At 74.4% G+C, this 22,770-nt stretch carries 19 protein-coding genes; 11 read left to right on the forward strand and 8 right to left on the reverse strand.

Annotated features, from left to right (window positions below):
- Nucleotides 1–122: 122 nt before the first annotated feature.
- From ACWERV_RS16455 to ACWERV_RS16465, 3 genes are all read left to right on the forward strand, one after another.
- Nucleotides 123–572 (forward strand): TadE/TadG family type IV pilus assembly protein, encoded by a 450-nt coding sequence (locus ACWERV_RS16455; RefSeq protein ID WP_452933347.1) that lies wholly within the window; start codon nt 123–125, stop codon nt 570–572.
- Entirely contained in the window at nt 569–1,054 is a 486-nt protein-coding gene (locus ACWERV_RS16460) for a pilus assembly protein TadG-related protein (protein WP_452933348.1), read from the forward strand. The genes ACWERV_RS16455 and ACWERV_RS16460 overlap by 4 nt, the downstream gene beginning before the upstream one ends.
- A 114-nt stretch (nt 1,055–1,168) precedes the next feature.
- Nucleotides 1,169–4,174, forward strand: coding sequence for a BTAD domain-containing putative transcriptional regulator (locus ACWERV_RS16465; protein ID WP_452933350.1), 3,006 nt, complete (start codon nt 1,169–1,171; stop codon nt 4,172–4,174).
- A gap of 569 nt (nt 4,175–4,743) precedes the next feature.
- On the opposite strand, the gene ACWERV_RS16470 is transcribed toward ACWERV_RS16465, so the two are convergent.
- Nucleotides 4,744–5,328 (reverse strand): CGNR zinc finger domain-containing protein, encoded by a 585-nt coding sequence (locus ACWERV_RS16470; protein ID WP_452933352.1) that lies wholly within the window; start codon nt 5,326–5,328, stop codon nt 4,744–4,746.
- A gap of 90 nt (nt 5,329–5,418) precedes the next feature.
- On the opposite strand from ACWERV_RS16470, the gene ACWERV_RS16475 reads away from it, so the two are divergent.
- Nucleotides 5,419–6,657, forward strand: a complete 1,239-nt coding sequence (locus ACWERV_RS16475) for an MFS transporter (protein ID WP_452933354.1) — start codon at nt 5,419–5,421, stop codon at nt 6,655–6,657.
- 221 nt (nt 6,658–6,878) lie between these two features.
- On the opposite strand, the gene ACWERV_RS16480 is transcribed toward ACWERV_RS16475, so the two are convergent.
- The 3 genes from ACWERV_RS16480 to ACWERV_RS16490 form a co-directional block, all read right to left on the reverse strand.
- Nucleotides 6,879–8,519: a transporter gene (locus ACWERV_RS16480; protein ID WP_452933356.1), complete on the reverse strand. Its 1,641-nt coding sequence runs from the start codon at nt 8,517–8,519 to the stop codon at nt 6,879–6,881.
- Nucleotides 8,516–9,373 carry an ABC transporter ATP-binding protein gene (locus ACWERV_RS16485; protein ID WP_452933359.1) on the reverse strand — a complete coding sequence of 286 codons (858 nt, stop codon included), beginning with the start codon at nt 9,371–9,373 and terminating at the stop codon, nt 8,516–8,518. The genes ACWERV_RS16480 and ACWERV_RS16485 overlap by 4 nt, the downstream gene beginning before the upstream one ends.
- 166 nt (nt 9,374–9,539) lie before the next feature.
- On the reverse strand, nt 9,540–10,262 hold the full coding sequence (locus tag ACWERV_RS16490; protein ID WP_452933360.1) for a bifunctional DNA primase/polymerase: 723 nt from the start codon (nt 10,260–10,262) through the stop codon (nt 9,540–9,542).
- Nucleotides 10,263–10,613: 351 nt separating this feature from the next.
- Here ACWERV_RS16490 and ACWERV_RS16495 point away from each other — a divergent pair, with 351 nt between their 5' ends.
- A complete protein-coding gene (locus ACWERV_RS16495; protein WP_452933362.1) occupies nt 10,614–11,993 on the forward strand; it encodes a transcriptional regulator in 1,380 nt (459 codons plus the stop codon).
- Nucleotides 11,994–12,345: 352 nt separating this feature from the next.
- Entirely contained in the window at nt 12,346–13,749 is a 1,404-nt protein-coding gene (locus ACWERV_RS16500; protein WP_452933364.1) for a hypothetical protein, read from the forward strand.
- 54 nt (nt 13,750–13,803) lie between these two features.
- Here the strand turns inward: ACWERV_RS16500 and ACWERV_RS16505 are convergent, their stop codons facing one another.
- Complete coding sequence (locus ACWERV_RS16505) at nt 13,804–14,937, reverse strand: ABC transporter substrate-binding protein (RefSeq protein WP_452933366.1); 1,134 nt, start codon at nt 14,935–14,937, stop codon at nt 13,804–13,806.
- Between the two features lie 286 nt (nt 14,938–15,223).
- Here ACWERV_RS16505 and ACWERV_RS16510 point away from each other — a divergent pair, with 286 nt between their 5' ends.
- A complete protein-coding gene (locus ACWERV_RS16510) occupies nt 15,224–15,670 on the forward strand; it encodes an SCO4402 family protein (protein WP_452933368.1) in 447 nt (148 codons plus the stop codon).
- 45 nt (nt 15,671–15,715) lie between these two features.
- On the forward strand, nt 15,716–16,594 hold the full coding sequence (gene purU / locus ACWERV_RS16515; protein ID WP_452933369.1) for a formyltetrahydrofolate deformylase: 879 nt from the start codon (nt 15,716–15,718) through the stop codon (nt 16,592–16,594).
- A gap of 67 nt (nt 16,595–16,661) precedes the next feature.
- On the opposite strand, the gene ACWERV_RS16520 is transcribed toward purU, so the two are convergent.
- Complete coding sequence (locus tag ACWERV_RS16520; RefSeq protein ID WP_452933371.1) at nt 16,662–18,011, reverse strand: maleylpyruvate isomerase N-terminal domain-containing protein; 1,350 nt, start codon at nt 18,009–18,011, stop codon at nt 16,662–16,664.
- The gene (locus ACWERV_RS16525; RefSeq protein ID WP_452933373.1) at nt 18,008–18,619 is read right to left on the reverse strand and encodes a sigma-70 family RNA polymerase sigma factor; all 612 of its coding nucleotides are present in this window, start codon (nt 18,617–18,619) and stop codon (nt 18,008–18,010) included. Before ACWERV_RS16525 ends, ACWERV_RS16520 begins: the two co-directional genes overlap by 4 nt.
- Before the next feature lie 292 nt (nt 18,620–18,911).
- Between ACWERV_RS16525 and ACWERV_RS16530 the strand changes: the two genes are divergently transcribed.
- Both ACWERV_RS16530 and ACWERV_RS16535 read left to right on the forward strand, forming a co-directional pair.
- The gene (locus ACWERV_RS16530; RefSeq protein WP_452933375.1) at nt 18,912–19,286 is read left to right on the forward strand and encodes an STAS domain-containing protein; all 375 of its coding nucleotides are present in this window, start codon (nt 18,912–18,914) and stop codon (nt 19,284–19,286) included.
- 370 nt (nt 19,287–19,656) lie between these two features.
- Nucleotides 19,657–20,124 carry an ATP-binding protein gene (locus ACWERV_RS16535; protein WP_452933377.1) on the forward strand — a complete coding sequence of 156 codons (468 nt, stop codon included), beginning with the start codon at nt 19,657–19,659 and terminating at the stop codon, nt 20,122–20,124.
- A gap of 70 nt (nt 20,125–20,194) precedes the next feature.
- On the opposite strand, the gene ACWERV_RS16540 is transcribed toward ACWERV_RS16535, so the two are convergent.
- Complete coding sequence (locus tag ACWERV_RS16540; RefSeq protein ID WP_452933379.1) at nt 20,195–21,316, reverse strand: GlxA family transcriptional regulator; 1,122 nt, start codon at nt 21,314–21,316, stop codon at nt 20,195–20,197.
- 70 nt (nt 21,317–21,386) lie between these two features.
- On the opposite strand from ACWERV_RS16540, the gene ACWERV_RS16545 reads away from it, so the two are divergent.
- The gene (locus ACWERV_RS16545) at nt 21,387–22,712 is read left to right on the forward strand and encodes an MFS transporter (protein ID WP_452933381.1); all 1,326 of its coding nucleotides are present in this window, start codon (nt 21,387–21,389) and stop codon (nt 22,710–22,712) included.
- Nucleotides 22,713–22,770 lie beyond the last annotated feature (58 nt).

Below are 22,770 nucleotides of genomic sequence, written 5' to 3' on the forward strand. Positions count from 1 at the left end.
GCGAGGCACGCGTGGCACGCGAGGCACGCAGCGCGCGTGCGGCGCGGAAGACGACGGGGACGACGGGGAGTTCGGGGACCTACGGGGATGACCGGGACGGGGACAGTGAGGACGGCGGGACGGTGACGTACAGGACGGCGACGGCCGCCGCGGGGGAGGAGCAGGGCGCGGGGGAGAGGGCCGGGGACGCCGGGATCTCGACGATCGAGGTCGTGATCATCGCACCGGTGCTCATCCTCTTCATCCTGGTGCTGGTCGCCTTCGGGCAACTGGCCGACGCCCGCGGTGAGCTGGACGGCGCCGCGCGCGACGCGGCACGGGCCGGTTCGCTGCACGGCAACCACGCCAAGGCCAACACCGCGGCCCGGCAGACCGCGACGCAGGACCTCCAGCACATCTGCTCCGGCCCGATCCGCATCACCCACGACAACACCCGGTGGGCCCCCGGCGGGGTCTACACCGTCCAGGTCTCCTGCTCGGTACGCGGCCTGTCCGATCTCGGCCTGCCCATCACCACCACCCTGAGCAGCGAGTTCGCCTCGCCCCTCGACCCCTACCGGAGGTTCGAGTGAAGCACCTGCTGCGCGCCCGCCTGCGGGCGGTACGGGAGGCGTACGGCCGGGCGTACGGTCGGGCGGGCGACCGCGGTTCGGGCGCCATCGCGCTGCTCATCTTCGCGCTGCTCTTCGTCACGCTCGCCGCCTTCGTCGTCGACGGCGGCCGGGTGCTGTCCACCCGCGAGCGCGCCGCCGACCTCGCCGAGCAGGCCGCCCGTGCGGCCGCGCAGGACATCGACGTCAACGCCCTGCGCTCGGGCGCGAACCTGGGCAAGACCGCGCCGATCCTCTACGGCAACTGCCAACGGGACATCACGCGGTACCTGCTGTCGGCCGGCGTCAGCAAGCAGGACGTCGGCCGGGCCAGCTGCCACGGGAACGCCCGGCGAATCACCGTCACCGTCAAGATCAGCTTCCAGCCCATGGTGACCAGCCTCTTCGCGCTCGACCACCACACGGTCACCGGAACGGCCACCGCGGAGGCACTCACGCAGTGACCGCGGTGCCGTGCCGGGGCAGGGCACCGCGCACACGTATCGCGCCACCCGGCGCGTCGCATAACGTCAGGACCGCACAGCACGCAACGGAGCAGAGGAAGCAGGGCAGCAGCGATGGCACGCTCCACCGCCACGGGACGCCACCAGTCGCAGGCGCGGCCGGGGCCGGGGCAGCACCCGGGCCGGCCGCCGCGCAGGCAGCGTACGTTCGGCGACGTCGTCCGCGCGCTGGGCGCCTTCGTGGTGCTCGCCGCGCTCGTGGTCGGCGTGCCCGGAGCGCTGCTGCACTTCATCGGCTCGCCCTTCCCGCACCACTTCGACTCCGACGTGCTGCGGCAGCCCATCACCACCGAGACCTTCGTCAACTGCCTCGCGGTGCTGGTGTGGATCGCCTGGGCGCAGTTCACCGCGTGCGTGCTGGTCGAGGGCAAGGCGGCGTTCTCCGGTGTGGGCGTGCCGCGGCACATACCCGGCTCCGGCGGCAGCCAGCTGCTGGCCCGCCAGCTCGTCGCGGCGCTGCTGCTGCTCGGCGTCGGCGCGGCCACCCTGTCGCCCGTGCTCGGCCAGCACGGCACCCACCACCAGGCCGAGCACCAGGGCCGTCCGGGCGCCGTCGCCGCCGCGCAGCAGACCCCGGGCGTCCCGCACCAGGGCTCCTCGAACGTCGTCGCCCCGCCGGAGGGCGGCGCGGGCCACGCCGGGACCGTCCGCAGCGTCGAACACGCCCAGCAGGACACGAAGTTCTACCGGATCCAGCCGCCCGAGGGCCGCCACCACGACTCCCTGTGGGACATAGCCCAGCGCCACCTCGGCGACGGGCGCCGCTACAAGGAGATCTACTCCCTCAACAAGGACCGTGTGCAGCCCGACGGTTCAAAGCTCTCGCAGGCCAGCCTCATCCGGCCCGGCTGGATCATGGAGATGCCCGGCGACGCGACCGGCGGCGAGATCGTCGACATGCCGGCCGCCGGGGCGCAGCAGGTCCAGCACGTCGCCCACGACATCCAGCACTACGCCGAGCACGGCGGCGCCAAGGACACCGCGGCCGAGGGCGCGGGCGGCGGCGCCCACCAGGCCCCGCACCAGACCCCGGCGCACACCCCCGCGCCCGACCAGCACCAGTCGCCCGCCGCGCCCGGCCCCGCCCCGGCCCCCGAACAGGCCGGCGCGCACGGCCCCGGGCACGTCCCCACCGTCCACGCCGCCGCCCACCACGGCGGGCTCTCCCAGCTGCCCGAGGCGCTCATCGCCGCCCCGCTGCTGGCCGCGGGCCTGCTCGCCGCGCTCGGCAGGCGGCGCCGCACCGAACTGTGGCAGTCCGTCGCCGAGGGCATCCTGCGCGTCCCGCGCACCCCGCAGGGCCCCGCCGCCGACGCCGACGACGCGCTGCGGATCGGCGCCGACCCCGAGACCGTCGCCTTCCTCGACCGGGGCCTGCGCGCGCTGTCCGCCCAGCTCGACAGCGAGGGACGGCAGCTGCCCACCGTCTACGCCGCCTGGCTCACCCCCGACGAACTGCACCTCCAGCTCGCCTGGTCCGAAGGAACCCCGCCCGCGCCCTGGGTGCTGGGCCAGGACGAGACCTTCTGGCGGCTCGCCCGCACCTCGCTGCCCGCCGACGCCGACACCGCGGCCGCCGCCCCCTACCCGGGCCTGGTCACCCTCGGCACCCTCGACGAGGCACGGCTGCTGCTCAACCTCGAAGCGGTGCCCGGCGTCGTCTCGCTCGCCGGCGCCAAGGCCGACCGCGACGCCGTCCTCGCCTCCATCGCCGCGGAGTTGGCCACCAACGGCTGGTCCGACCGCATGACCGTGACCCTCGTCGGCTTCGCCGAGGACCTCACCGCCCTCGCCCCCGGCCGGGTACGGCACGTCGCCGACGTCTCCGAGGCCATCGAGACCATGACCGCCGAGACCGAGCAGCGCCGGGCCGCGCTCCAGGCCGCCGGGCAGGACAGCGTCCTCACCGGCCGCGCCGGGCGCGCCCAGCACAGCCACTGGGCACCCCACCTGGTGCTCGTCGCCGACCGGCCCGACGACCCGCAGACCCAACGGCTCGCCGAACTCGCCGCCGACGCCGGACGGCTCGGCCTCGGCTACCTCCTCGCCGCCGACACCACCGCCGTTCCCGGCGCCGCCTGGGAGCTGGAGATCAGCCCCGCGGGCCGGCTCACCGCCCCGCTGCTCGGCCTCGACCTCGCCGCACAGCGACTGCCCGCCGCGCAGTACGCCGCCGTCCTCCAGCTCTTCGCCCAGGCCGGGGCGGGCGACGGCAGCGACGACGGGCGCGACCCCGACCCCGGCGCCCCCGCCTTCCTCGTCGACCTCAGCGACCGCGGCCGCCCCGGCGTCTACGCCCGCCTCCTCGGCGCCTTCGAGGTCAACGGCGTCCCGGCCCCCGAAGCCGACCGCGGCCCGCTCCTCCACGAAGCCCTCGCGCTGCTCCTGCTGCACCGCGAAGGCGTCCACCCGCGCGTCCTGGCCTCCGCGCTGTGGCCGCGCGGCGTCACCGAGGACGTCCGCGACGGACTCGTCGACCGGCTCCGCGACTGGCTCGGCACCGACCCCGACGGCACCCCCCGGCTCACCCACGACGAGACCGGCCGCATCGTGCTCGCCCCGTCCATCGTCTCCGACTGGGACGTCCTCCAGACCCTCCACCACCAGGCCGAACAAGGCGTCGGCGCACACGACCCCGCCGCCCGCCGCCGACTCCTCACCGACGCCCTCTCCCTCGCCCGCGGCCGCCTCCTCGACGACCGCGCCGCCGGCCGCTACGGATGGCTCTCGCACGAGATCGTCGAGGCCCAGCACCCGGTACTCGTCGCCGAGATCGCCCTCGCGCTCGCCACGCTGCACCTCGACGCGGGCAAGCCGAAGGCGGCGGTCGCCGCGGTGGAGACGGCCATGGGCGTCGCCCCCCAGGACGAGCGCCTCTGGCTCGCCCTGCTCCGTGCCGCCCACGCCACCGGCGACCCGGCCCGCCTCGAATTCGCCGCCGCGTCCCTCCTGAGCCGCACCACCACCGCCGGCCCCGCCCGAGGCCTCCCCCCACGCGTCGAGGCCCTCCTCGACGACCTCCACCCCGCCTGGCGCCAGTCTCTCGCCGAGCTGGCATAAACCGCCCCACGCTGCCGAGCCCTCGTTCTGCGCTGCCGCGCGGGGCCCTCTTTTCGAGCTGCGGCTGCGCTGCTGGGCCCACGCTCTTCGGGCCGCGCCGACGCCGCGGGGCACCTGTTTCGCGCTGCCGCGCGGAGGGCCCGTTTTTTGGGGCTGCGCGTGCCCGCGCGGGGCGAGCGTTTTGGGGGTGCGCGTGTCGCGCTGGGGACCCGTTTTTTCAGGGGCGCGGGGAACTGCGCGGCCCGCCCCCACCGGGGGCGCGGGTAGTCACCGCCCGAAAGGGGCAGTTGCTGTCGTGTCCGGACCACCGGCCGGTGGTGGGTTGCGCGCGCAGTTCCCCGCGCCCCTAAAAAACGGGTGCCCCGCAGCGCAGGCGCAGCCTGAAAACGGGTGCCCCGCAGCGCAGGCGCAGCCTGAAAACGGGTGTCCCGCGGTGCAGGCGCAGGCTGAAAACGGGTGTCCCGCGGCGTAGGCGCAGCCTGAAAAACGAGTGACCGGTGGCGCAGGCGGAGCCTGAGTGCGCGGCCGCGCGGAGGGGGAACGGGGTGAGGCCCCGGGAGAGGCGCGGGTCAGGTACGGGCGCGGTAGGTGGACTTTTTCGCACGGTTGCCGCACACATCCATCGAGCACCACCGCCGCGTCCCCGGACGCGACGCGTCGAGGAAGACCGCCCCACAGTCCGCGGCAGCGCATTCGTGGAGGCGGGCCAGAAGCGCGGGCTCCGCCGCGAGTTCGAGGGCGTCGCGTGCGACGAGGGCGAGGACGGCGCCGACGGGCTCCTCCGCCCGCCACCGCAGCTCGCCGTCGGGGGCCAGGCGCGGTACGGGGACGGGCTGCGCGGCGGCGCGGTTGAGGCGGGTACGGACCGAGGGCGCGGCGGCGGCGCCGTCCCCCGCGCGGGCGGCGGCGATGAGCGCGTACACCGCCTCCCGCAGGGCGCGGGCCTCGCGGACGGCCGCGTCGGTGGGCTCCGCCGCCGAGCGGGACGTGTCGAGCGCGGGCCCGCACTGCCGTACCCACGCGGCGAGCGCGGCGCCGTCCGCCAGTTCCTCCTGCGCGCGCGGCGTCCCGCGGTACCGCAGGGTGCGCAGGTAGTCCAGGCAGAGCCGCCCGGCCCCCTGCCGGAAGCGCGGCGGCGCGGTGGTGTCCGTCATGCGGGCCAGCGTACCCCCGGAACCGGTATGACTGGTACCGTCATCGCACCGGTTATACCGGTGCCGTGAACTCCGCTCAGTGAGGTGACGATGTCCCAGCCGAACGGCCCCGCAGGCCTCGCGAAGCTCGCCCGGGGAAGCGGGCACCGCCCGGCCCCGGCGGCGGCGCCGCAGGACGGCCCGCCGCGCCGCCTCGTGGTGCTGCTCGCCGTCGCGTGCGGCCTGACCGTCGCGAACCTCTACTACGCGCAGCCGCTGCTCAGCGAGCTGCGCCGGTCCTTCCACATCGGCACGGTCACCGCGGGCAGTCTGGTGACCGCCGGCCAGCTCGGCTACGCGCTCGGGCTGCTCCTCGTCGTGCCGCTCGGCGACGTGCTGGAGAAGCGGCGGCTGGCCACGCTGCTGCTCACCCTCACCGTTGCCGCGCTCGCCCTGGCCGGCCTCGCACCGGACTTCGGGGTGCTGCTCGCCGCGTCCCTCGTGCTGGGCTGCACGCTGACGGTCGCCCAGATCCTCGTGCCGTACGCCGCCGATCTCGCGCCCGACGCGAGCCGCGGACGCGTCGTCGGGCAGGTGATGAGCGGGCTGCTCACGGGCATCCTGCTGTCCCGCACGGTCGGCAGCCTGATCGCCGACGCCACGAGCTGGCGCGCCGTCTACCTCGGCTCGGCGGCGCTCATGACCGTCCTCACGCTGGTGCTGCGCTCCGCCCTGCCGCCGCGGCAGCCCGCGGCGGCGCTGCCGTACGGGGCACTGCTGCGCTCCACGCTGCGCCTGCTGCGGGTTCATCCGGCGCTGCGCCGCCGGGCGCTGTACCAGGCGGCGATGTTCGGGGCGTTCAGCGTCTTCTGGACGACGATCTCCTTCGTCCTCACCGCCGCGCCCTTCCACTACAGCCAGTGGCAGGTCGGGCTGTTCGCCCTCGCGGGCGCGGGCGGCGCGCTCATCGCCCCGCTGGCCGGGCGGTGGGCCGACCGCGGCCTGGTCCGCCCGATGACCGCCGCGGCGTTCGTCGCCGCCGCGGCCGCGTTCGGCCTCGCGGCGGCCGGGCGGCACAGTGTGCTCGCGCTGGGCGCGGCGGCGGTGGTGCTGGACATGGCCGTCCAGACCACGCTCGTCCTGGGCCAGCATGTCGTCTACGCCCTCGACGGCGGCGCCCGTGCCCGCCTCAACAGCGCGTACATGGCCACGTTCTTCGTCGGCGGGGCGGTGGGCTCCCAGGCGGGTTCCGCCGCGTACCACCTCGGCGGCTGGCCTCTGACGACGGCCCTGGGCGCCGTCCTCCCCCTCCTGGCCCTGGCCTCCACACTGCGGCTGCGCCGCGGATGAGCACTTCCCAGCCGCGCCGGGCGGCCGTTTTCAGGGGCGCGGGGAACTGCGCGGCCCGCCCCCACCGGGGGCGCGGGTAGTCACCGTCCGAAAGGGGCAGTTGCTGTCGTGTCCGGACCACCGGCCGGTGGTGGGTTGCGCGCGCAGTTCCCCGCGCCCCTAAAAACGCGTGCCCGGCAGCGCAAGACGCTCGCCCCCGGCGAAGGGGGAAGCCCCGCCGGCTAGAGGCGGACCGCGGCGAGGATTTCGGGGAGGCGGACGAGGAGGCGGGGCGCGGCGAGGCGGAGGGAGAGGGCGGCGAGGGCCCCGCCGTAGAGGATGCCGACCGGGAGGGCGAGCCAGAGCAGGCCGTGGTGGCCGGTCACGTGGAGGACGACGACGGGCACGAAGACGGGCACGCACAGCACCGCCGCGGCGAGTGTGCCGCCGAGCAGGTTGAGGCCGGCGAGGCTGCTCTGGCCGGGTGCGGCGGAGCCGAACGGGTTGTCGTGCGGGAGCGCGTACGGGTAGCGCACGCTCGCGGCGCACCCGGTGGCGACGAGGGCGCCGAGGAACGCGTACGACACCCCCAGTGTCTCGGCCAGCGAACCGGCCTGGCCGAGGACGAGGGCCGCGCCGACCGTCACCACGGTGACGTAGGGCAGGGCTATCGCACCGACCGCGAGGGCCCGTCCGCGCAGTTCCAGTTCCGCGTCGCGGCGGTCGGCGATCGTGGCCGCGACCGTCCAGAAGGCGGAGCCGTCCGTGCCGAACAGGTTGAACATCTGGACGCCGAGCAACCCGGCGGCCCACAGGCACTGGTAGACGCTGCCGTGCTGGAAGACGGCGACGGCCGGCAGCAGCAGGCCGATCGCGAGTCCGGTCACCATCGAGGCCTTGGCGCGCGGTTCGCGCCACATGTAGCGGAACTGCCGCTGCACGACCGTGCCCGTCCGCCCCTCGGGCAGCCGCGGCCAGGGCAGCCGCCGGGTGCGTCCGGCGCCGTCCGCGCGGCTCGCGGACTCCTCCGGGGCGGCGGAGATCGTGGACGCGTCGGGGGAGACCATGAGCCGCACCAGGCTGTGGTGCCACCAGCGCAGCACCGCGGCCAGCACCACCGCGGTCAGGGCGAGTTGCAGGGCCGCCAGGCCGTACGCGCCGCGGTCGGCGGAGCGGACGGCGTCGACGGCGGTGCCGGGCGGTATCCAGCGGACCACGGACAGCGCGGAGTCGGCGTGGTCCAGCCCGTTCCCGCCGGACAGCGAATCCGCGCCTATCCGCACCAGTTGCGCGCCTATCGCCACGAAGACGCCGCTGAGCACCGCGAGGTCGCGGCCCTTGCGGCTGGTCAGCAGCCGGGTGTTGGCCGCGGCGACGGCCCGGGAGAGGGAGACGCACAGGGCGAGGAGCAGCAGCGCGGCGGGTACGGCGACGACGGCGGACGCGGCCCCGTACGCGAGGGACACGACGGCGCCGGCGATGAGCAGCGCGGTGAGCAGCGGGCCGACGCCGACGAGCGAGGAGACGAGCAGCGCGGTCAGCAGCGGGCGCGGGCGCAGCGGCAGCATGGTGAGGCGGGTCGGGTCGAGGGTCTCGTCGCCGCCGAAGAAGAAGAGCGGTACGACGGCCCATCCCACGGCGAGCACCACGGCCACGGTGACGGCGACGGCCGGGGCGTGCTCGCTGTGCCGCAGCGAGAGCAGGGCCGCGGTGTTGGCGAGGGTGAAGACGAGGGCCAGGCCGACGCCGGCGCACCAGCCGACCGTGCGCCCGGTGGACTGCCGCAGTCCGTTGCGCAGGAGCGTCAGTTTGAGCCGGACGAAGACGGCGGTCACCGGCGTGGCGGCCGCGGGCGCGGGCGGGGGAGCGGTGGTGGCGGTCATCGCGCGCCGCCGCCCAGCCATTCCAGGCCCTCGCCGCCGGAGCGGTTCGCGCCGACCAGCGACAGGAAGGCGTCCTGGAGGCTGCCGGACCCGCCGCGCACCTCGGCGAGGGTGCCGCGGGCGACGATCCGGCCCGCGGCCATGACCGCGACCCAGTCGCACAGGCTCTCCACCAGCTCCATCACGTGCGAGGAGAAGACGACCGTGCCGCCGCCGCCGGTGAAGCGCTCCAGCACCCCGCGGATGACCTGCGCGGACACCGGGTCGACGCCCTCGAACGGCTCGTCGAGGAAGAGGACGTCGGGGTTGTGCAGCAGCGCCGCGGCCAGGCCGATCTTCTTGCGCATACCGGTCGAGTAGTCCACCACCAGCTTGTTCTGGGAGCCGGTCAGGTCCAGCACGTCCAGCAGCTGGGCGGCGCGCCGGTCGGTCTCGGCGCCGGGCAGGCCGCGCAGCCGTCCGGTGTAGGCGAGCAGTTCGCGTCCGGACAGCCGCTCGAAGAGCCGCAGGCCCTCGGGGAGGACGCCGATCCTGGCCTTGACCGCGACCGGGTCCGCCCACACGTCGTGGCCGTGGATCTGCACCAGGCCGTCGTCCGGCCGGAGCAGTCCGGTGATCATGGAAAGGGTCGTCGTCTTCCCCGCCCCGTTCGGCCCCACCAAACCGACGAACAGGCCCGCGGGCAGGTCGAGATCGACACCGGCCACGGCGGCCTGGGTGCCGAACTGCTTCCACAGCCCGCGCACCCGCACCGCGGGGACGGGCCCTTCCTCCTGCCCGCCGGCCCCCTCCGCGCGGTTGCCGTAGTACGGCAGCGGTGTGCCCCGCTGTGCTCCCTGCTCCGACTCGGCCATGACCTGCCGCCTCCCCCTGCCCCGTGCCCTGCGCCGCGGCTCCCCACGGACAATGACACCCTAGACGGGGCCACTGACAGTGACCGTTTCTCGCGCTGGGTGACGGCCAGCCGGGGTCGGCGGCCGGACCGGGGAGGTCGTGGAACCGCCCCCGTCCGGCGGGAGTTCAGCGTCCCCGCGGGGGCGCGGCAGCGGTCCCGGCGCCGGCCGGCGGCCGGTGGGCGGGGGCGGTTCCGGCCCGCGCGGCGTCCGTCGCCTCGCGGGCGCACGCGTAGGCGAGCGCGCCGAGCGCCTGGGTGGCGTCCGGCAGCCAGCGGTTCGCGGGGACGGGGCGGCGGGCCCACACCACCGCCCCTGCAGGAACGGTTCTGGTGGGCGGGGCGACGACCCAGCTGCCCCGGCCGCGGACCGAGAGGTCGAGCGTCGAGGGCCGGCAGCCGAAACGGCGCAGCGTGTCGGGCACCTTGTCGCCACTGCCCGGCAGGACGAAGAACATTATCCGGCGGCCGGGGGCGCCGAGCACCGGTCCGAGCGGCAGGTCCATCCGCTCGCTTCGGGCCAGCGCGAGGCAGCCCGCGTCCTCCGACACCTCCAGGACGTCGAAGGAGCGCCCGGTGGGCAGCAGGACGGAGGAGCGCGGCTGTTTCTGCCACATGTGCCGCACCGCCGCGACCGCGCCGCTGGCCCCCGTCGCCCAGTCGGGGCGCGTGGGGTGTGCGCCGGGCGCCGGACAGTCGGGGGAATTGCAGGAGCAGCAGGGCGCACCGGTGGGGTCTGCCTCCAGCCAGGTGCCGGGCAGGACGTCCCACTGGCGGTCCTCGGCGTAGCGGACAGCCGCCTCGGCCAGGTCGCCCGTGAGCCGGGGCGGGGGTGGGTTGCTTTTGTCCACGCGGTGCTCAACACCCCCTCGTGGCCGGGGGTTACGGGCGGTCGCGGGCTGGGTCATGGCAGGCGCACGGATGCACTAACGGGGGCGCGCGCGAGCGCCGGGGCCTGGTGACGGGTAGTCAGTGGGAGCAGGCATCGGCGCTTGCCGGTGAAATCCCGCAAAGCGGGGCATTTCCCGGCCACGGACTGGGAAAGTATCGCCCAGCGGAGCCGCACAGCCATGCGGGACGTGCCACCGGGCGATGCGAACGCCCGCCGGGCACACCGCAGTCGGGCCGCGGCGCAGCGCACCGCGGAGCCGTAAACGGACGTCGGTCACCGGGACGGGTCGACGAGGACGAGGGGGACAACCATGGCCGCACGACCACTTGTGGCGCGCCAGCCCAACGAGCGGCTGCAGTCGCTCATCCAGGAGGCCGGCTGCTCCAACGCCGGGCTCGCCCGCAGGGTCAACATGTGCGGGGCCGAACACGGCCTCGACCTGCGCTACGACAAGACGTCGGTGGCGCGCTGGCTGCGCGGGCAGCAGCCGCGCGGCAGGGCGCCGGGCATCGTCGCCGAGGCGCTCGGCCGCAAGCTCGGCCGTGCCGTGTCGATCGAGGAGATCGGCATGGCGGACGGCAAGAACCTGGCGACGGGCATCGGCCTGCACTTCGCGCCGACCGTGCTCGGCGCGATCGAGCAGGTCTGCGAGCTGTGGCGCAGTGACGTCGGCCGCCGGGAGTTCCTGACCGGCTCCACGGTCGCCGCCTCCGCGCTGGTCGAGCCCAGCAGGGACTGGCTGATCACCCGCCCCGACCAGGGTGTGGCCCGCAACGGCGGCGCCAGGGTGGGTGCTTCGGACGTCGAGGCGGTCCGCGCGACCACCCAGGCGCTCACCGACCTGGACCACCGCTTCGGCAGCGGCCACGTCCGGCCGGTCGTCGTGCACTACCTCAACAGCGTGGTGTCGGGCCTGCTGGCGGGCAGTTACCGGGAGTCGGTGGGCCGCGAGCTGTTCTCCGCGGTGGCCCGGCTGACCGAACTGGCCGGGTACATGGCGGTGGACACCGGCCAACCGGGCCTGGCGCAGCGCTACTACATCCAGGCGCTGCGGCTCGCGCAGGCCGCGGGCGACCGCGGGTACGGCGGCTACATCCTTGCGGCGAGCATGAGCCACCTCGCCGCGGCCCTCGGCAATCCCCGGGAGATCGCCCAACTCGCCCGCGCCGCCCAGGAAGGCGCCAGGGGCCAGGTCGGGCACACCGCGGAGGCGATGTTCTACGCCGCCGAGGCGCGCGGCCACGCGCTGCTCGGCGACGCGCGTACCTTTGCGACGGTCGCGGGCCTCGCGGTGGGCGCCATGGAGCGCTCTCAGCCGGACCAGGACCCGGCGTGGATCGCGCACTTCGACCACGCCTACCTCGCGGACGAACTGGCGCACTGCCACCGCGACCTGGGCCAGGCCGCGCCCGCCGCCCGGCGCGCGGAGGAGGCGCTGGCCGCGCACCCGGTCAGCCGCACCCGGCGGCGGGCCATCGACATGCTGCTGCTGGCCGACGCGCAGGTGCAGCAGCGGGAGATCGAGCAGGCCTGCCACACCGGCACCCAGGCGGTGGCCCTGCTGTCGGGGCTGCGCTCGGACCGCGGCGCGGAATACCTGGAGGACTTCCGCCGCCGTCTCGACCCCTTCTCGGCCGAGCCGTCGGTACGGGAGTTCGGCGCCCGGCTGGAGGCACAGGAGGCGGCGTGAGTCAGAGCCGGACGGCGCCGGAACACGCCGCGTGAAACGGTGAACGGGCCGGAGCACACCGAATCGTTACCGTACCGACACCGTTTTCACCGGCGCGTCCAAAGCGCTGGAAATCCCGGCGCCGCGGCCCTCCGCGGCGCTGCGGACCACCGGTCCGCGGCCATGCCAGGCGCTCACCCGTTCGGGTTCGTGGCCCCCCTCCAGGTTGACCCGGTAGCGTGTGCGCTCGTCCGACACTTGGTGAAGGCGGGAGTCAACGGCGATGCACAGCAGCGGACGCGGCGAGGAAACGCCCGAACCGTACTCAGGCGCCGTCCAGCCCACCGGGCAGCCGCAGACGTACGGAGGGCACGTGCAGCCCGCTGCGGGCACCCCGTGGGGTGAACCGGCCGGAGCCCCCGGCATGCCGCCGCAGCTCCCCCAGCAGCCCGTGGAGGCCGCGGACGCCACGCAGATGCTGCCGCCCTACCCGGCCGCGGGCCCCGCCGCCGCCCCGCCGCCCGTACCCGCGGCCCCGCCGCAGGCGCCCGCCCAGCCCCCCGCGTCCTTCCCCGGCCAGGCCCCCCAGCCGCCCGCGCAGGGCCCGTTCCCCGGCCTGGCGCCCCAGCAGTCCGCCTTCCCGGGCCAGGCGCCGCAGCAGCCGCTGGAGCCCGCGGAGGCCACGCAGATGCTGCCGCCCTACCCGGCGGGCGGCCCGGGTGAGCCCGCGCCCGCCGAGGCGACCCAGCCGCTGGCGGTCTTCCAGGAGCAGCAGGGCTACGACCAGTACGGCCACGGCGCCCCCGCCCCGCAGCAGTTCCCGGAGCAGGCCGGCTACCCCGGGCAGGCGCCGTACCCGGACCAGCAGTCGTACGGCGGCCAGCAGCAGTACACCGACCCGGCGGCCTTCGAGCAGCCCGCGCAGCCGGACAGCGACTACGACCACCTCTTCCGCAGCGACGTCCCCGCCCCCGAGCCGATGCGCCCGCGCATCCTCCAGCCGCACGACGGCCGGGACCGGCAGCAGGGCGGGCAGCAGCAGTGGCAGCAGGGTCCCGGCGGCGACGGCTACCAGGGCTACGACGGCTACGACGGCTACGCGGACGACGACGACCACCGCGGCCGCCGCATCTCGCCCAAGGTGCTCATCGGCATCGTCGTGGCGGGCTGCGTGGTGGCCGGCCTCGTGGTCGGCGGGATGATGAGCGGGGGCGGCGGCAAGACGAAGTCCGACGCCGGCAGGCCGTCCGCGACCGCCGCGAGCGCCCCCGGCGGCACGGCCGACGGCGACGGCAAGAAGGCCGGTGCGGGCGCCGACACCGCCGAGGCGCAGGCCAAGGCGCTGGACGCGCTGCTGGCCTCCAGCGGTGCGAGCCGCAGTTCGGTGGTCAGCGCGGTCGAGTCGATCAGGGGCTGCAAGAACCTCCCCGGCGCCGCGGCCGACCTGCGCTCGGCCGCGTCCCAGCGCGACGGCCTGGTGACCCAGCTCGACGCCCTCAAGGTCGACAAGCTCCCCCAGCACGACGAGCTGACCACGGCGCTGACCAAGGCCTGGAAGGCGTCCTCGTCCGCCGACGGCCACTACGCGGCGTGGGCCGACCAGGCGGCGAGCAACGGCAGCGTCTGCAAGGGCGGCCACGCCCGCACCACCGCGGAGGCGCAGGCGGGCAACAAGGAGAGCGGCACGGCGACCGCCCAGAAGAAGACCGCCGTGAAGCTGTGGAATTCCATCGCGGCCACGTACAACCTCACCAAGCGCCAGTACAGCCAGCTCTGACCCTTGCCGGTGCGGCCCGTGCCCCGGGCGGGCCGGACCGAGCCCGCGGGGGCGTCAGCCGAGGGCGGTCGCCGTCCGCAGCGTCGGCGCCATGTCCACGAATCCGGGCTTCTGCTGCACCAGCTTGCCGCCGGTGATCACCTGGTAGGTGACCTTCGCGTTGCTCAGCCGGACGTGGTCGGGCAGGTTGAGCAGGTCGTTCTCGGTCCAGCCGAGGTCGGGGGTGAGCCCGCCGGTGGAGAGTCCCGAGGTGCGGTCGAAGGCCCGCTCGACGCTCGCCGAAGTGACCGCGGTGCCCTTGTCCATCGCCCTGACCACCTTGGTGAAGGCGGTGTAGGCGATCCAGGTGGTCTGCACGCCGGGGTCGGCGACATCGATGCGGTCGTCGGAGAAGGCGTACTTGTCGACGACCGACTTCATCTCCGCCCACTTCGGGTCGGACGCCGGCGGGTACCAGTCCGTGACGAGGGCGTTCTCCAGCGGGCTGTTCGCACCGCCGGTGGCGTTCACCAGGGACTGCTGCACACTGCCGATGACCGACGACAGCCGCACCTTGGGCCTGTCGTCGCCCAGCCGGCGCAGCGAGTCGAAGAAGGTGCTGGTGTGGTCGCCGAGCACCGCCGACACGCAGCCGCTCGCCTTGTTGTCGCCCACCGCCTGCTCGGCGACCTCGGAATACTCCGAGGCGTCGTCCTTGGCGAGCAGGTCGCGCGCGGGCGCGTGGCCGCCGGACTTCAGACCCTGGTCGAGGAAGATCGGGAACTGGTCGCCGGTGATCGAGTCGGGGCGCACCAGCGCCACCTTCTTGCAGGTCTCGGCCAGTTGCTCGCCGCTGCCCGCGAGCAGCGCCGGCAGCCCGCCGTTGACCGGGTACGACAGCGGGCTGAGGTACTCGTCCTGCGTGATGCCGTAACCGCCGATGTACGGGATGTCGGTCGAGGCGAGCGCGGTGGTGAAGGCCCGGCCCTGTTCGCTGTAGGAGCCGACGACGGCGACCGCGTGCGCGGCCGCGGCCTGCTGCACGCAGTCGGACACGGCGACGGCGTCGTTGCGCTCGTTGCACGTGAGCACCTTGAGCTTGCGGCCGTTCAGCCCGCCGTTGTCGTTGACGTACTTCTCGTACGCCTGGGCCATGGCCACCATGCCCGGCATGTTCGTGGCCTTCGTACCCTGTGGTGCCCATGTCATCACCACGACGGGACCCGTCGAGCCCCCCGAGTTCCCGGGGAGCACGCCGCAGCCGCTGAGCAGCGCACTTGTGGCCAGCAGCGGGACGACAACGTGGCGAACCCTGCGTATGCGCCGTTCGGTCATGGTTACGGAAGATGGTGGTCCGCGCCCAACGTCAGGGTGATCGCACCCAAACGGGCGGTCACTTTCAGGTGAATTACAGGTGGCGCAGTTCGATTGCGTACGATGACCGGCCGTGCAAGGTTCCGAGAAGTCTTCCCGCCGCGGCCGTGTCTCCTCCACGATGGGAGGCATGCCTGTCAACGACATGCCGTGGTGGCGCTGGCGCAGCAACGTGCGCTCGGCGCTGCACATGATCAGCGATCCGGTCTTCCAGCGCGAGGTGTGGCAGGCCGGCCGTCCGGGCTACGGGGACGTCACCGACGCCGTCTACCGGCTGGTCGAGGACACCTGGCTCGACAACTGGTCGGCCGACAAGTACGTCGGCACCATATTCCGCGACGCACAGGAGGCGGCGCTGGTCGACGTCGCGGTGCTGCGGGTGCTGAAGATCCTGCACCAGGTGGGCGCGGACGCGCCCGTGACCGCCTACCTGGAGCACGCCGGATGGCCCGACGCGGTCCGCGCGGCACGGGACGCGCACGTCCTCATGGCCCGCGCGGACGGGGAGGATCCGGAGATCGCGCCGCGCTCGCTGGAAGTGCTCGCCATCTACACCAGGTCCGCGTGACGGACACAGCGGCGCGCCGACGGCCCGGTGTGCGAGGCTGACCGGGTGACCGATCAGCCGCCCCGGCAGCCCGCCGACCCGCAGTACGTCCTGACCCTGTCCTGCCCGGACAAGCAGGGCATCGTGCACGCCGTGTCCAGTTACCTGTTCATGACCGGCTGCAACATCGTGGACAGCCAGCAGTTCGGCGACCGCGGGACCGGTCTGTTCTTCATGCGGGTGAGCTTCTCCGCCGAGCCGCCCGTCGATCTGGAGAAGCTGCGCGCCAGCTTCGCCGCGATCGCCGACGCCTACCACATGGACTGGCAGATCCACCCGGCCGCCGAGCGCATGCGCGTCGTCCTCATGGTCAGCAAGTTCGGGCACTGCCTCAACGACCTGCTGTTCCGGGCGAGCATCGGCGCGCTGCCGGTGGAGATCGCCGCCGTGGTCTCCAACCACACCGACTTCCGCGAGCTCGCGGGCTCCTACGGGGTGCCCTTCCACCACATCCCGGTCACCCGCGAGACCAAGGCGGAGGCCGAAGGCCGGGTCCTGGAACTGGTGCGCGAGCTAGGCGTGGAGCTGGTCGTCCTGGCCCGCTACATGCAGGTGCTCTCGGACGGTTTGTGCCGGGAGCTGTCGGGGAAGATCATCAACATTCACCACTCGTTCCTGCCGAGCTTCAAGGGCGCCAAGCCGTATCACCAGGCGCACGACCGCGGGGTGAAGCTGATCGGTGCGACCGCGCACTATGTGACGGCCGACCTCGACGAGGGCCCGATCATCGAGCAGGAGGTCGAGCGAGTGGGCCACGCGGTCACCCCGGAGCAGCTGGTCGCCCTGGGGCGGGACGTGGAGTGCCAGGCGCTGGCCCGCGCCGTGAAGTGGCACAGCGAGCGCCGGGTGCTGCTCAACGGCAGCCGCACGGTGGTCTTCGCCTGAGACCGGGGCGCCCCGCCCGGACCGGCCGGTCCTGTCCTGGAACCGGTCGGGTCGGCCCTCGGGCCGGTCAGAGCCGGGAGAGCGACGCCGCCGCGTAGAGCACGTCCCGGACGACCTCGCGGTCGCCGTGCAGCCCGATCGCGATCCGCTCCGGATCCAGATGGCCCGCCGCGAGCTGGCAGAACTCGACACCGTCCATCGCCACCTCGGCGACGGCGTGGTCCTGCGAGGCGACCGCGCCCGGCGAGTCCAGCGGCAGGCACCACCGGCCGCCGCCCGCGCCGTCGATCTGCAGCAGCAACGAGCGCCCCGGCGCGCCCGCGTCGGCCAGCCGCGCCTGGGAGGCCGCGAGCCCCTGCCGCCGCCGGGCGGCCAGCGCGCCCGGCAGCATCCGCGCGGCCAGGTCGATGATCCGGTTCAGGTTGCGCGGCGCCGGAGGGTCGTACGGGTACGCCACCGCCTCCGCGATGTCCGCGGCGTGGATCCAGCACTCGAAGGCCCGGTCCACGAAGGCGTCCTGCAAGGGCATCGTGCACGACCCGAAGTCGACGGCTACTCCGGCGGCCCCGGCACCCGCGAAGGACACCGTGCGCAGCAGGGTGTGGCTCTGCTCCCGCCAGGTGTCGCGCAGCGCGGCCGACCGGGCGGCGTGCGCGCCGGGGCTCTCGGCGGCCGCGGCCCGCTGCGCCGCCCACAGCGCCTCGGTGCGGCCGACCGCGTCGAGCGGCAGCTCCGCGCCCTCGCCGCCCTCCGCCCCGTCGGCGCCCTCGGCGTTCGCCCCGTCCGGCAGGCGCGCGTCCGACAGGTCGAGGGCGACCGCGACGAGGCCGTCCACCGACGTCAGATGGGCGATCACCTCGCCCACGGTGGCCTTCCTGGTGACCGGCCCGTTGTCGTACCAGCGCAGCGCGACCGGCTCCTGCCAGGACGTCTCGCCCAGGTCGCGCAGCAGCGCGTCCAGCCGGGCCGCCTCGGCGTCGTACGGTCCGGCCCACTCGGGCACCGGGATACGGGCCGGACGGCGGCCCAGGCAGCCTTCCAGCACCCGGGCCCGCAGCAGCGGGTCCAGATCGAGCGGCTCCTCGTGGTGCAGCAGGCCGACCGCGTCCCGCAGCCGCAGCGCCTCCTCCGCGCACGCGGCGCAGTCGGTGAGGTGCACCTCGACCGCGAGCGCCTCGTCGCGCGAGCACGCGGTGAGCGCCCAGGCGCCGAGCAGCGACTTGAGGGTGCCGTGGTCGTACAGCGGCAGCCGCGACTCCGGCTCCGGTTCGGGCCCGTACGCGTCGTACGGGCCGGGCGGCTGCGGCAGGGGGCGCGCGGCGCCCTGCTGGTCGCGCTGCTGCGGCACGCGGGGCAGGCCGTCGCCCTCGCCGCCGCCGTGCGGGCCGCCGCCGTTGCTGTAGGCCGCGCCGCTCACGGCTGCCCCCGGTGGTCCGACGCGGGCACACCGGGCGCGCCGCGGGTGCCGGGCGCCTCGGGGAGGCGGGTCTGCCGGGCGTCGCCGGGTTCCATGGCCGTGGACAGCAGTTGCAGGCCCAGCCGCAGCCGGCGCCGCGACTCGTCGGCGCTCACCCCGAGCCCGGCGGCGGCGTCGCGGTAGTCCAGCCGCCGCCGGTAGGCGAGTTCGAGCGCGTCACGCAGCGGGGCGGGCATGGAGGTCACGATGAAGTCGGCGCGGGCGGCGGTGTTGGCCTCGCGGACGCGCGCCTCGACCTCGTCGGAGGTGGAGTGGCCGCGGCTGGCGTACTGCCGCAGCCGGTGCACGGACTGGCGCTGGGTGAGGGCGGCGAGCCAGGAGCGCAGCGAGCTGTGCTTGGGGTCGAAGTCGTCCGGATTCTCCCAGACGTAGCCGAAGACCTCACGGGTGATCTGGTCGGCCGCGTCGTCGTCGTCGAGCACCCGGTAGGCGAGGTTGTGCACCATGGAGGCGTAGCGGTCGTAGAGCTCGCCCAGCGCGGCTTCCTCGCCGCGCGCCAGCCGCTGCCGCATCTTGCGGTCCCAGCGCGGTGGTGCGGGTGTCGCCATCTGCCGCCCCCTTCGCCTCGCCCCTGCGTCGCAGCCGCCGTACCGGCCCAGGTGGCCGCTCCTCCCGACCGTACCCGCCGGGTGCTGTGGCATGCGTCCCTTTGCACCAAGCTGGCCCTTCATGTGATCGCTTCTGTCGGTCTGTTATGCGGGTGTGACCGGAAGATTGCAGGGTTACGGCTGTGAACGGGCATAGGGTCCTTGTGATGACGAATCCGATACCGAAGCCGGCACCCGCGGTGCGGTCGGCAGTGAGGCCGGCCCCGCCGGCCGCGCGGAGAGGTGTGCCCTTGTGCTGGTGACCCGGGCCGAACACGACGGCTGGGCGGTGATGACGGTCACGGGCGAGATGGACCTGGTCTCGTCCCCCGCGGTACGCCAGCAGGTGCACGACGCGGTCGCGGACGGGCGTCGCAACGTTGTCCTCGACCTGACCGGCGTGCGCTTCTGCGACTCCAGCGGCGTGGGCGTGCTGATCGGCGCCCGGCGGCTGATGCGGTCGTGCGCCGGGCGGCTGCGCATCGTGCTGCCCGCCGGCGGCCCGGCCGCCGACGAGGGCGCGCACGTCAACCGGGTGCTCGCGGCACTCGGCGTGCGCCGGCTGTTCGAGGTCTACCCCGACCTGGCCGCCGCGACCGACGACTCCGCCCAGCCGCTGAGCGCCTGAGAAAGCCCTGCCCGCTGCCCGTGACGTCCGATTACGGAGCGTCCGCTCGGAGTTGTGTCCGATGCGTGACTTGTTACACCGTGGAGTCGGCTGCCGCCTCGGGTACGCTCCATCGGGTGCGCGTACGTCCCTGGTCCCGGACTGCCGCCCGGTTCCGCCGGGTGGGGGTGAGCCCTGGTCGGCTGACCGGTGCGCCGACCGGCGCACTGCGGGGCACAGTATGCAGCACGCGTGCTCCGTTGCGCTGGAATATGACGGAAGCGCTTGTTGGGGTGACTGACGGTCAATCATGCTATGGAGGGCCGGGATCACGCACGGTGATTCCGTGGAAGCATGAAGTCCGGTGTCCGCCGGTTCGGATGGTGTGAACGTGCAGATGCTGCAGGTGCAACTGGAGCTGGGCGTCGACCCCGCGGAAGTGGGGCGGGCGCGCCGCTGGGCGAGGTCGCGGCTGGTCAGGTCGGGCATAGGTGCCGACGAGCCGGTCGCCGAGACGCTGATCCTGCTCATCTCCGAACTCGTCACCAACGCCGTCGTGCACACCGGCTGCCCCGCCGTGCTGCGGATGCTCTTCTCCTCCGCGCCCGCGGCCCCGGTGCGCGTCGAGGTCGCCGACTCCAGCGACACCCCGCCCGCCCCGCGGCACGCCCGCAAGGACGACACCGGCGGCCGCGGCCTGGAACTCGTCGACGGCCTCGCCGACCGGTGGGGCTGGCAGCCGGAGGGCGCGGGCAAGCAGATCTGGTGCGAGGTCGACCGCGGGGCGGGCGACACCGACGGCTGCCCGGCCCGGGTCGGCCTCGGCGACCGGGTCCTGCGCGCGGCCGCCCTGAGCTGACCCCGGCCGCCAAGCCGCCCGGCCGTCCAGCCGTCCGGACCCGGCTTCCCGGACCGGCCGCGGCCGCGGCTCAGCGCGGCGGCGCGGCCGGCTGGAAGGCGCGGCGGTACGCGGTCGGCGACACGCCCAGCGTGAGCTGGAGGTGCTGCCGCATCGAGGCGGCGGTGCCGAAGCCCGCCCTGTCGGCGATCCGGTCCACGCTCAGGTCGGTCGACTCCAGAAGCTGCCGCGCCAGTTCGACCCGCTGCTGCGTCAGCCAGCGGCCCGCGCTCATGCCCACCTCCTCCCGGAAGCGCCGGGTGAAGGTGCGCACGCTCATCGCCTCCCGCTCGGCCAACTGCCGCAGCGTGAGCGGCTGGTCGAGCCGGTCCAGGGCCCACGCCCGAGCCCGCTCGGTGCTCGCGAGCTGCGGCTCGGGCAGCGGCCTGCGGATGAACTGCGCCTGCCCGCCCTCGCGGTGCGGCGGCACCACGGTGCGGCGCGCGACGTCGTTCGCGACCGCTGTGCCGCAGTCGCGCCGCACGATGTGCAGGCACAGGTCGATGCCCGAGGCCACCCCGGCCGACGTCAGCACGTCCCCGTCGTCCACGTAGAGCACGTCGGGATCCACCGTGACCCGCGGGTAGAGCCGCTGGAAGTGCTCGGCGTGCATCCAGTGCGTGGTGGCCCGCCGCCCGTCCAGCAGCCCCGCGGCCGCCAGCAGGTACGAGCCGGTGCAGATCGACACCACGCGCGCGCCCGGCCGGATCGCCGCGACGGCCCCGGCCAGCGGGGCACTCAGCACCCCGTCCTCGTAGGCCGGGCCCACCTCGTGCGACGCGGGCACCACCACGGTGTCGGCCTGCGCCAGCGCCTCCGTGCCGTGCGCGACCACGATGGGGAAGTCGGCGTCCGTCCGCACCAGCCCCGGCGCGAGACCGCACGTCACCGTCTCGTAGTACGGCACGCCCTCCGCGCTGCGGGCGGCGCCGAAGATCCGGTGCGGGACGCCCAGTTCGAACGGGATCACGCCGTCCAGCGCGAACACCGCGACCCGGTGCCGCCCGGGGTGGCGGAACACGCCGGCGCGGCCGTGTCCCGCCCCGCCGCCGGTTCCGTCCCCGGCCCCGTGCCCGTTCCCGGCCCCGTCGGCGGTCGTGCGGTCGGTCGCGTCCCCGGCCACGTCCCTGGCCATGTCCTCGGCTCGGCTCATGGCCCGATCCTTGCACATGATGGCCATCGGGCCACTCGCTGCCCGGTGCGGGCCGCCGGAGACTGGCCCGGTGACGCAGACAACCCCCGCAACCGCCCCCGCCACCGGCGGCGGAGCCGCCGCTCCCGGCCGTCGACCGCGCCCGCACCGTGCCTGGGCCGTCGCCGCCGTCACCTTCCTCACCCTCATCGGCGCCGCCGCGTTCGCCTCCCTCCCGGGTCTGCTGATCGACCCACTGCACTCCGAATTCGGCTGGTCGCGCGGGATGATCGGGCTGGCCGTCTCGGTCAACCTCGCGCTCTACGGACTGACCGCCCCCTTCGCCGCCGCGCTCATGGACCGCTTCGGCATCCGCAAGGTGGTCGTCTGCGCCCTGCTGACCATCGCGCTCGGCGCGGCGCTGACGGTCTCCATGACGCAGGTGTGGCAACTCGTGCTGTGCTGGGGCGTCCTGGTCGGCCTCGGCAGCGGCTCGATGGCGCTGGCCTTCGCCGCCACCGTGACCAACCGGTGGTTCGTCGCCCGCCGCGGCCTGGTCACCGGCGTCCTCACCGCTGCGGGGGCGGCGGGGCAGCTGGTCTTCCTGCCGCTGCTGTCCTGGATCACCGAGAACCACGGCTGGCGGCCCGCCGCCGCGGCGGTCGCCTGCGCCGCGGTCGCCGTGGTCCCCTTCGTCTGGCTGCTGCTGCGCGACCACCCCGCCGACGTCGGCCTCGCCCCGTACGGTGCCGCGGACTTCGTCCCCAAGCCGCCGCCGGTCACCGGTGCCGCCGGCCGTGCGCTGCGCGCACTGCGCCAGGCCTCGGGCACCGGAACCTTCTGGCTGCTCGCGGGCGCGTTCGCGATCTGCGGGGCGTCCACCAACGGGCTGGTCAAGACGCACTTCGTGCCGGCCGCGCACGACCACGGCATGCCCGTGACCGCGGCGGCGTCACTGCTCGCTGTGATCGGCGCCTTCGACATCGTCGGCACGGTGGCCTCCGGATGGTTCACCGACCGCATGTCGCCGCGCCGCCTGCTGGCCGTCTACTACGGCCTGCGCGGGATCTCCCTCATGTTCCTCCCCATGCTGCTCGCCGACAGCGTCCATCCGCCGATGGTGCTGTTCATCGTCTTCTACGGTCTGGACTGGGTGGCCACCGTCCCGCCGACGATCACCCTGTGCCGAGAGCACTTCGGCGAGGACAGCGCGATCGTCTTCGGATGGGTGCTGGCCGCCCATCAGGTCGGCGCCGCGCTGGTCGCCTATCTCGGCGGTGTGGCCCGCGATACGTTCGGTTCGTACGATCCCGTCTGGTACACCTCCGGTGCGCTGTGCGCGCTGGCCGCGCTGATGTCGCTGGTGGTCCGCCGCGCCCCGGTCGCCGCTCCGGCCGCGGTGGCTGTCGGAGTGTGAACGGACCGCCGTGCGCGGCCCGTTCCCGATCCGTCCACGATCACTCGAACGGGTGAAC

It is taken from the genome of Streptomyces sp. NPDC004031 (assembly GCF_053604375.1).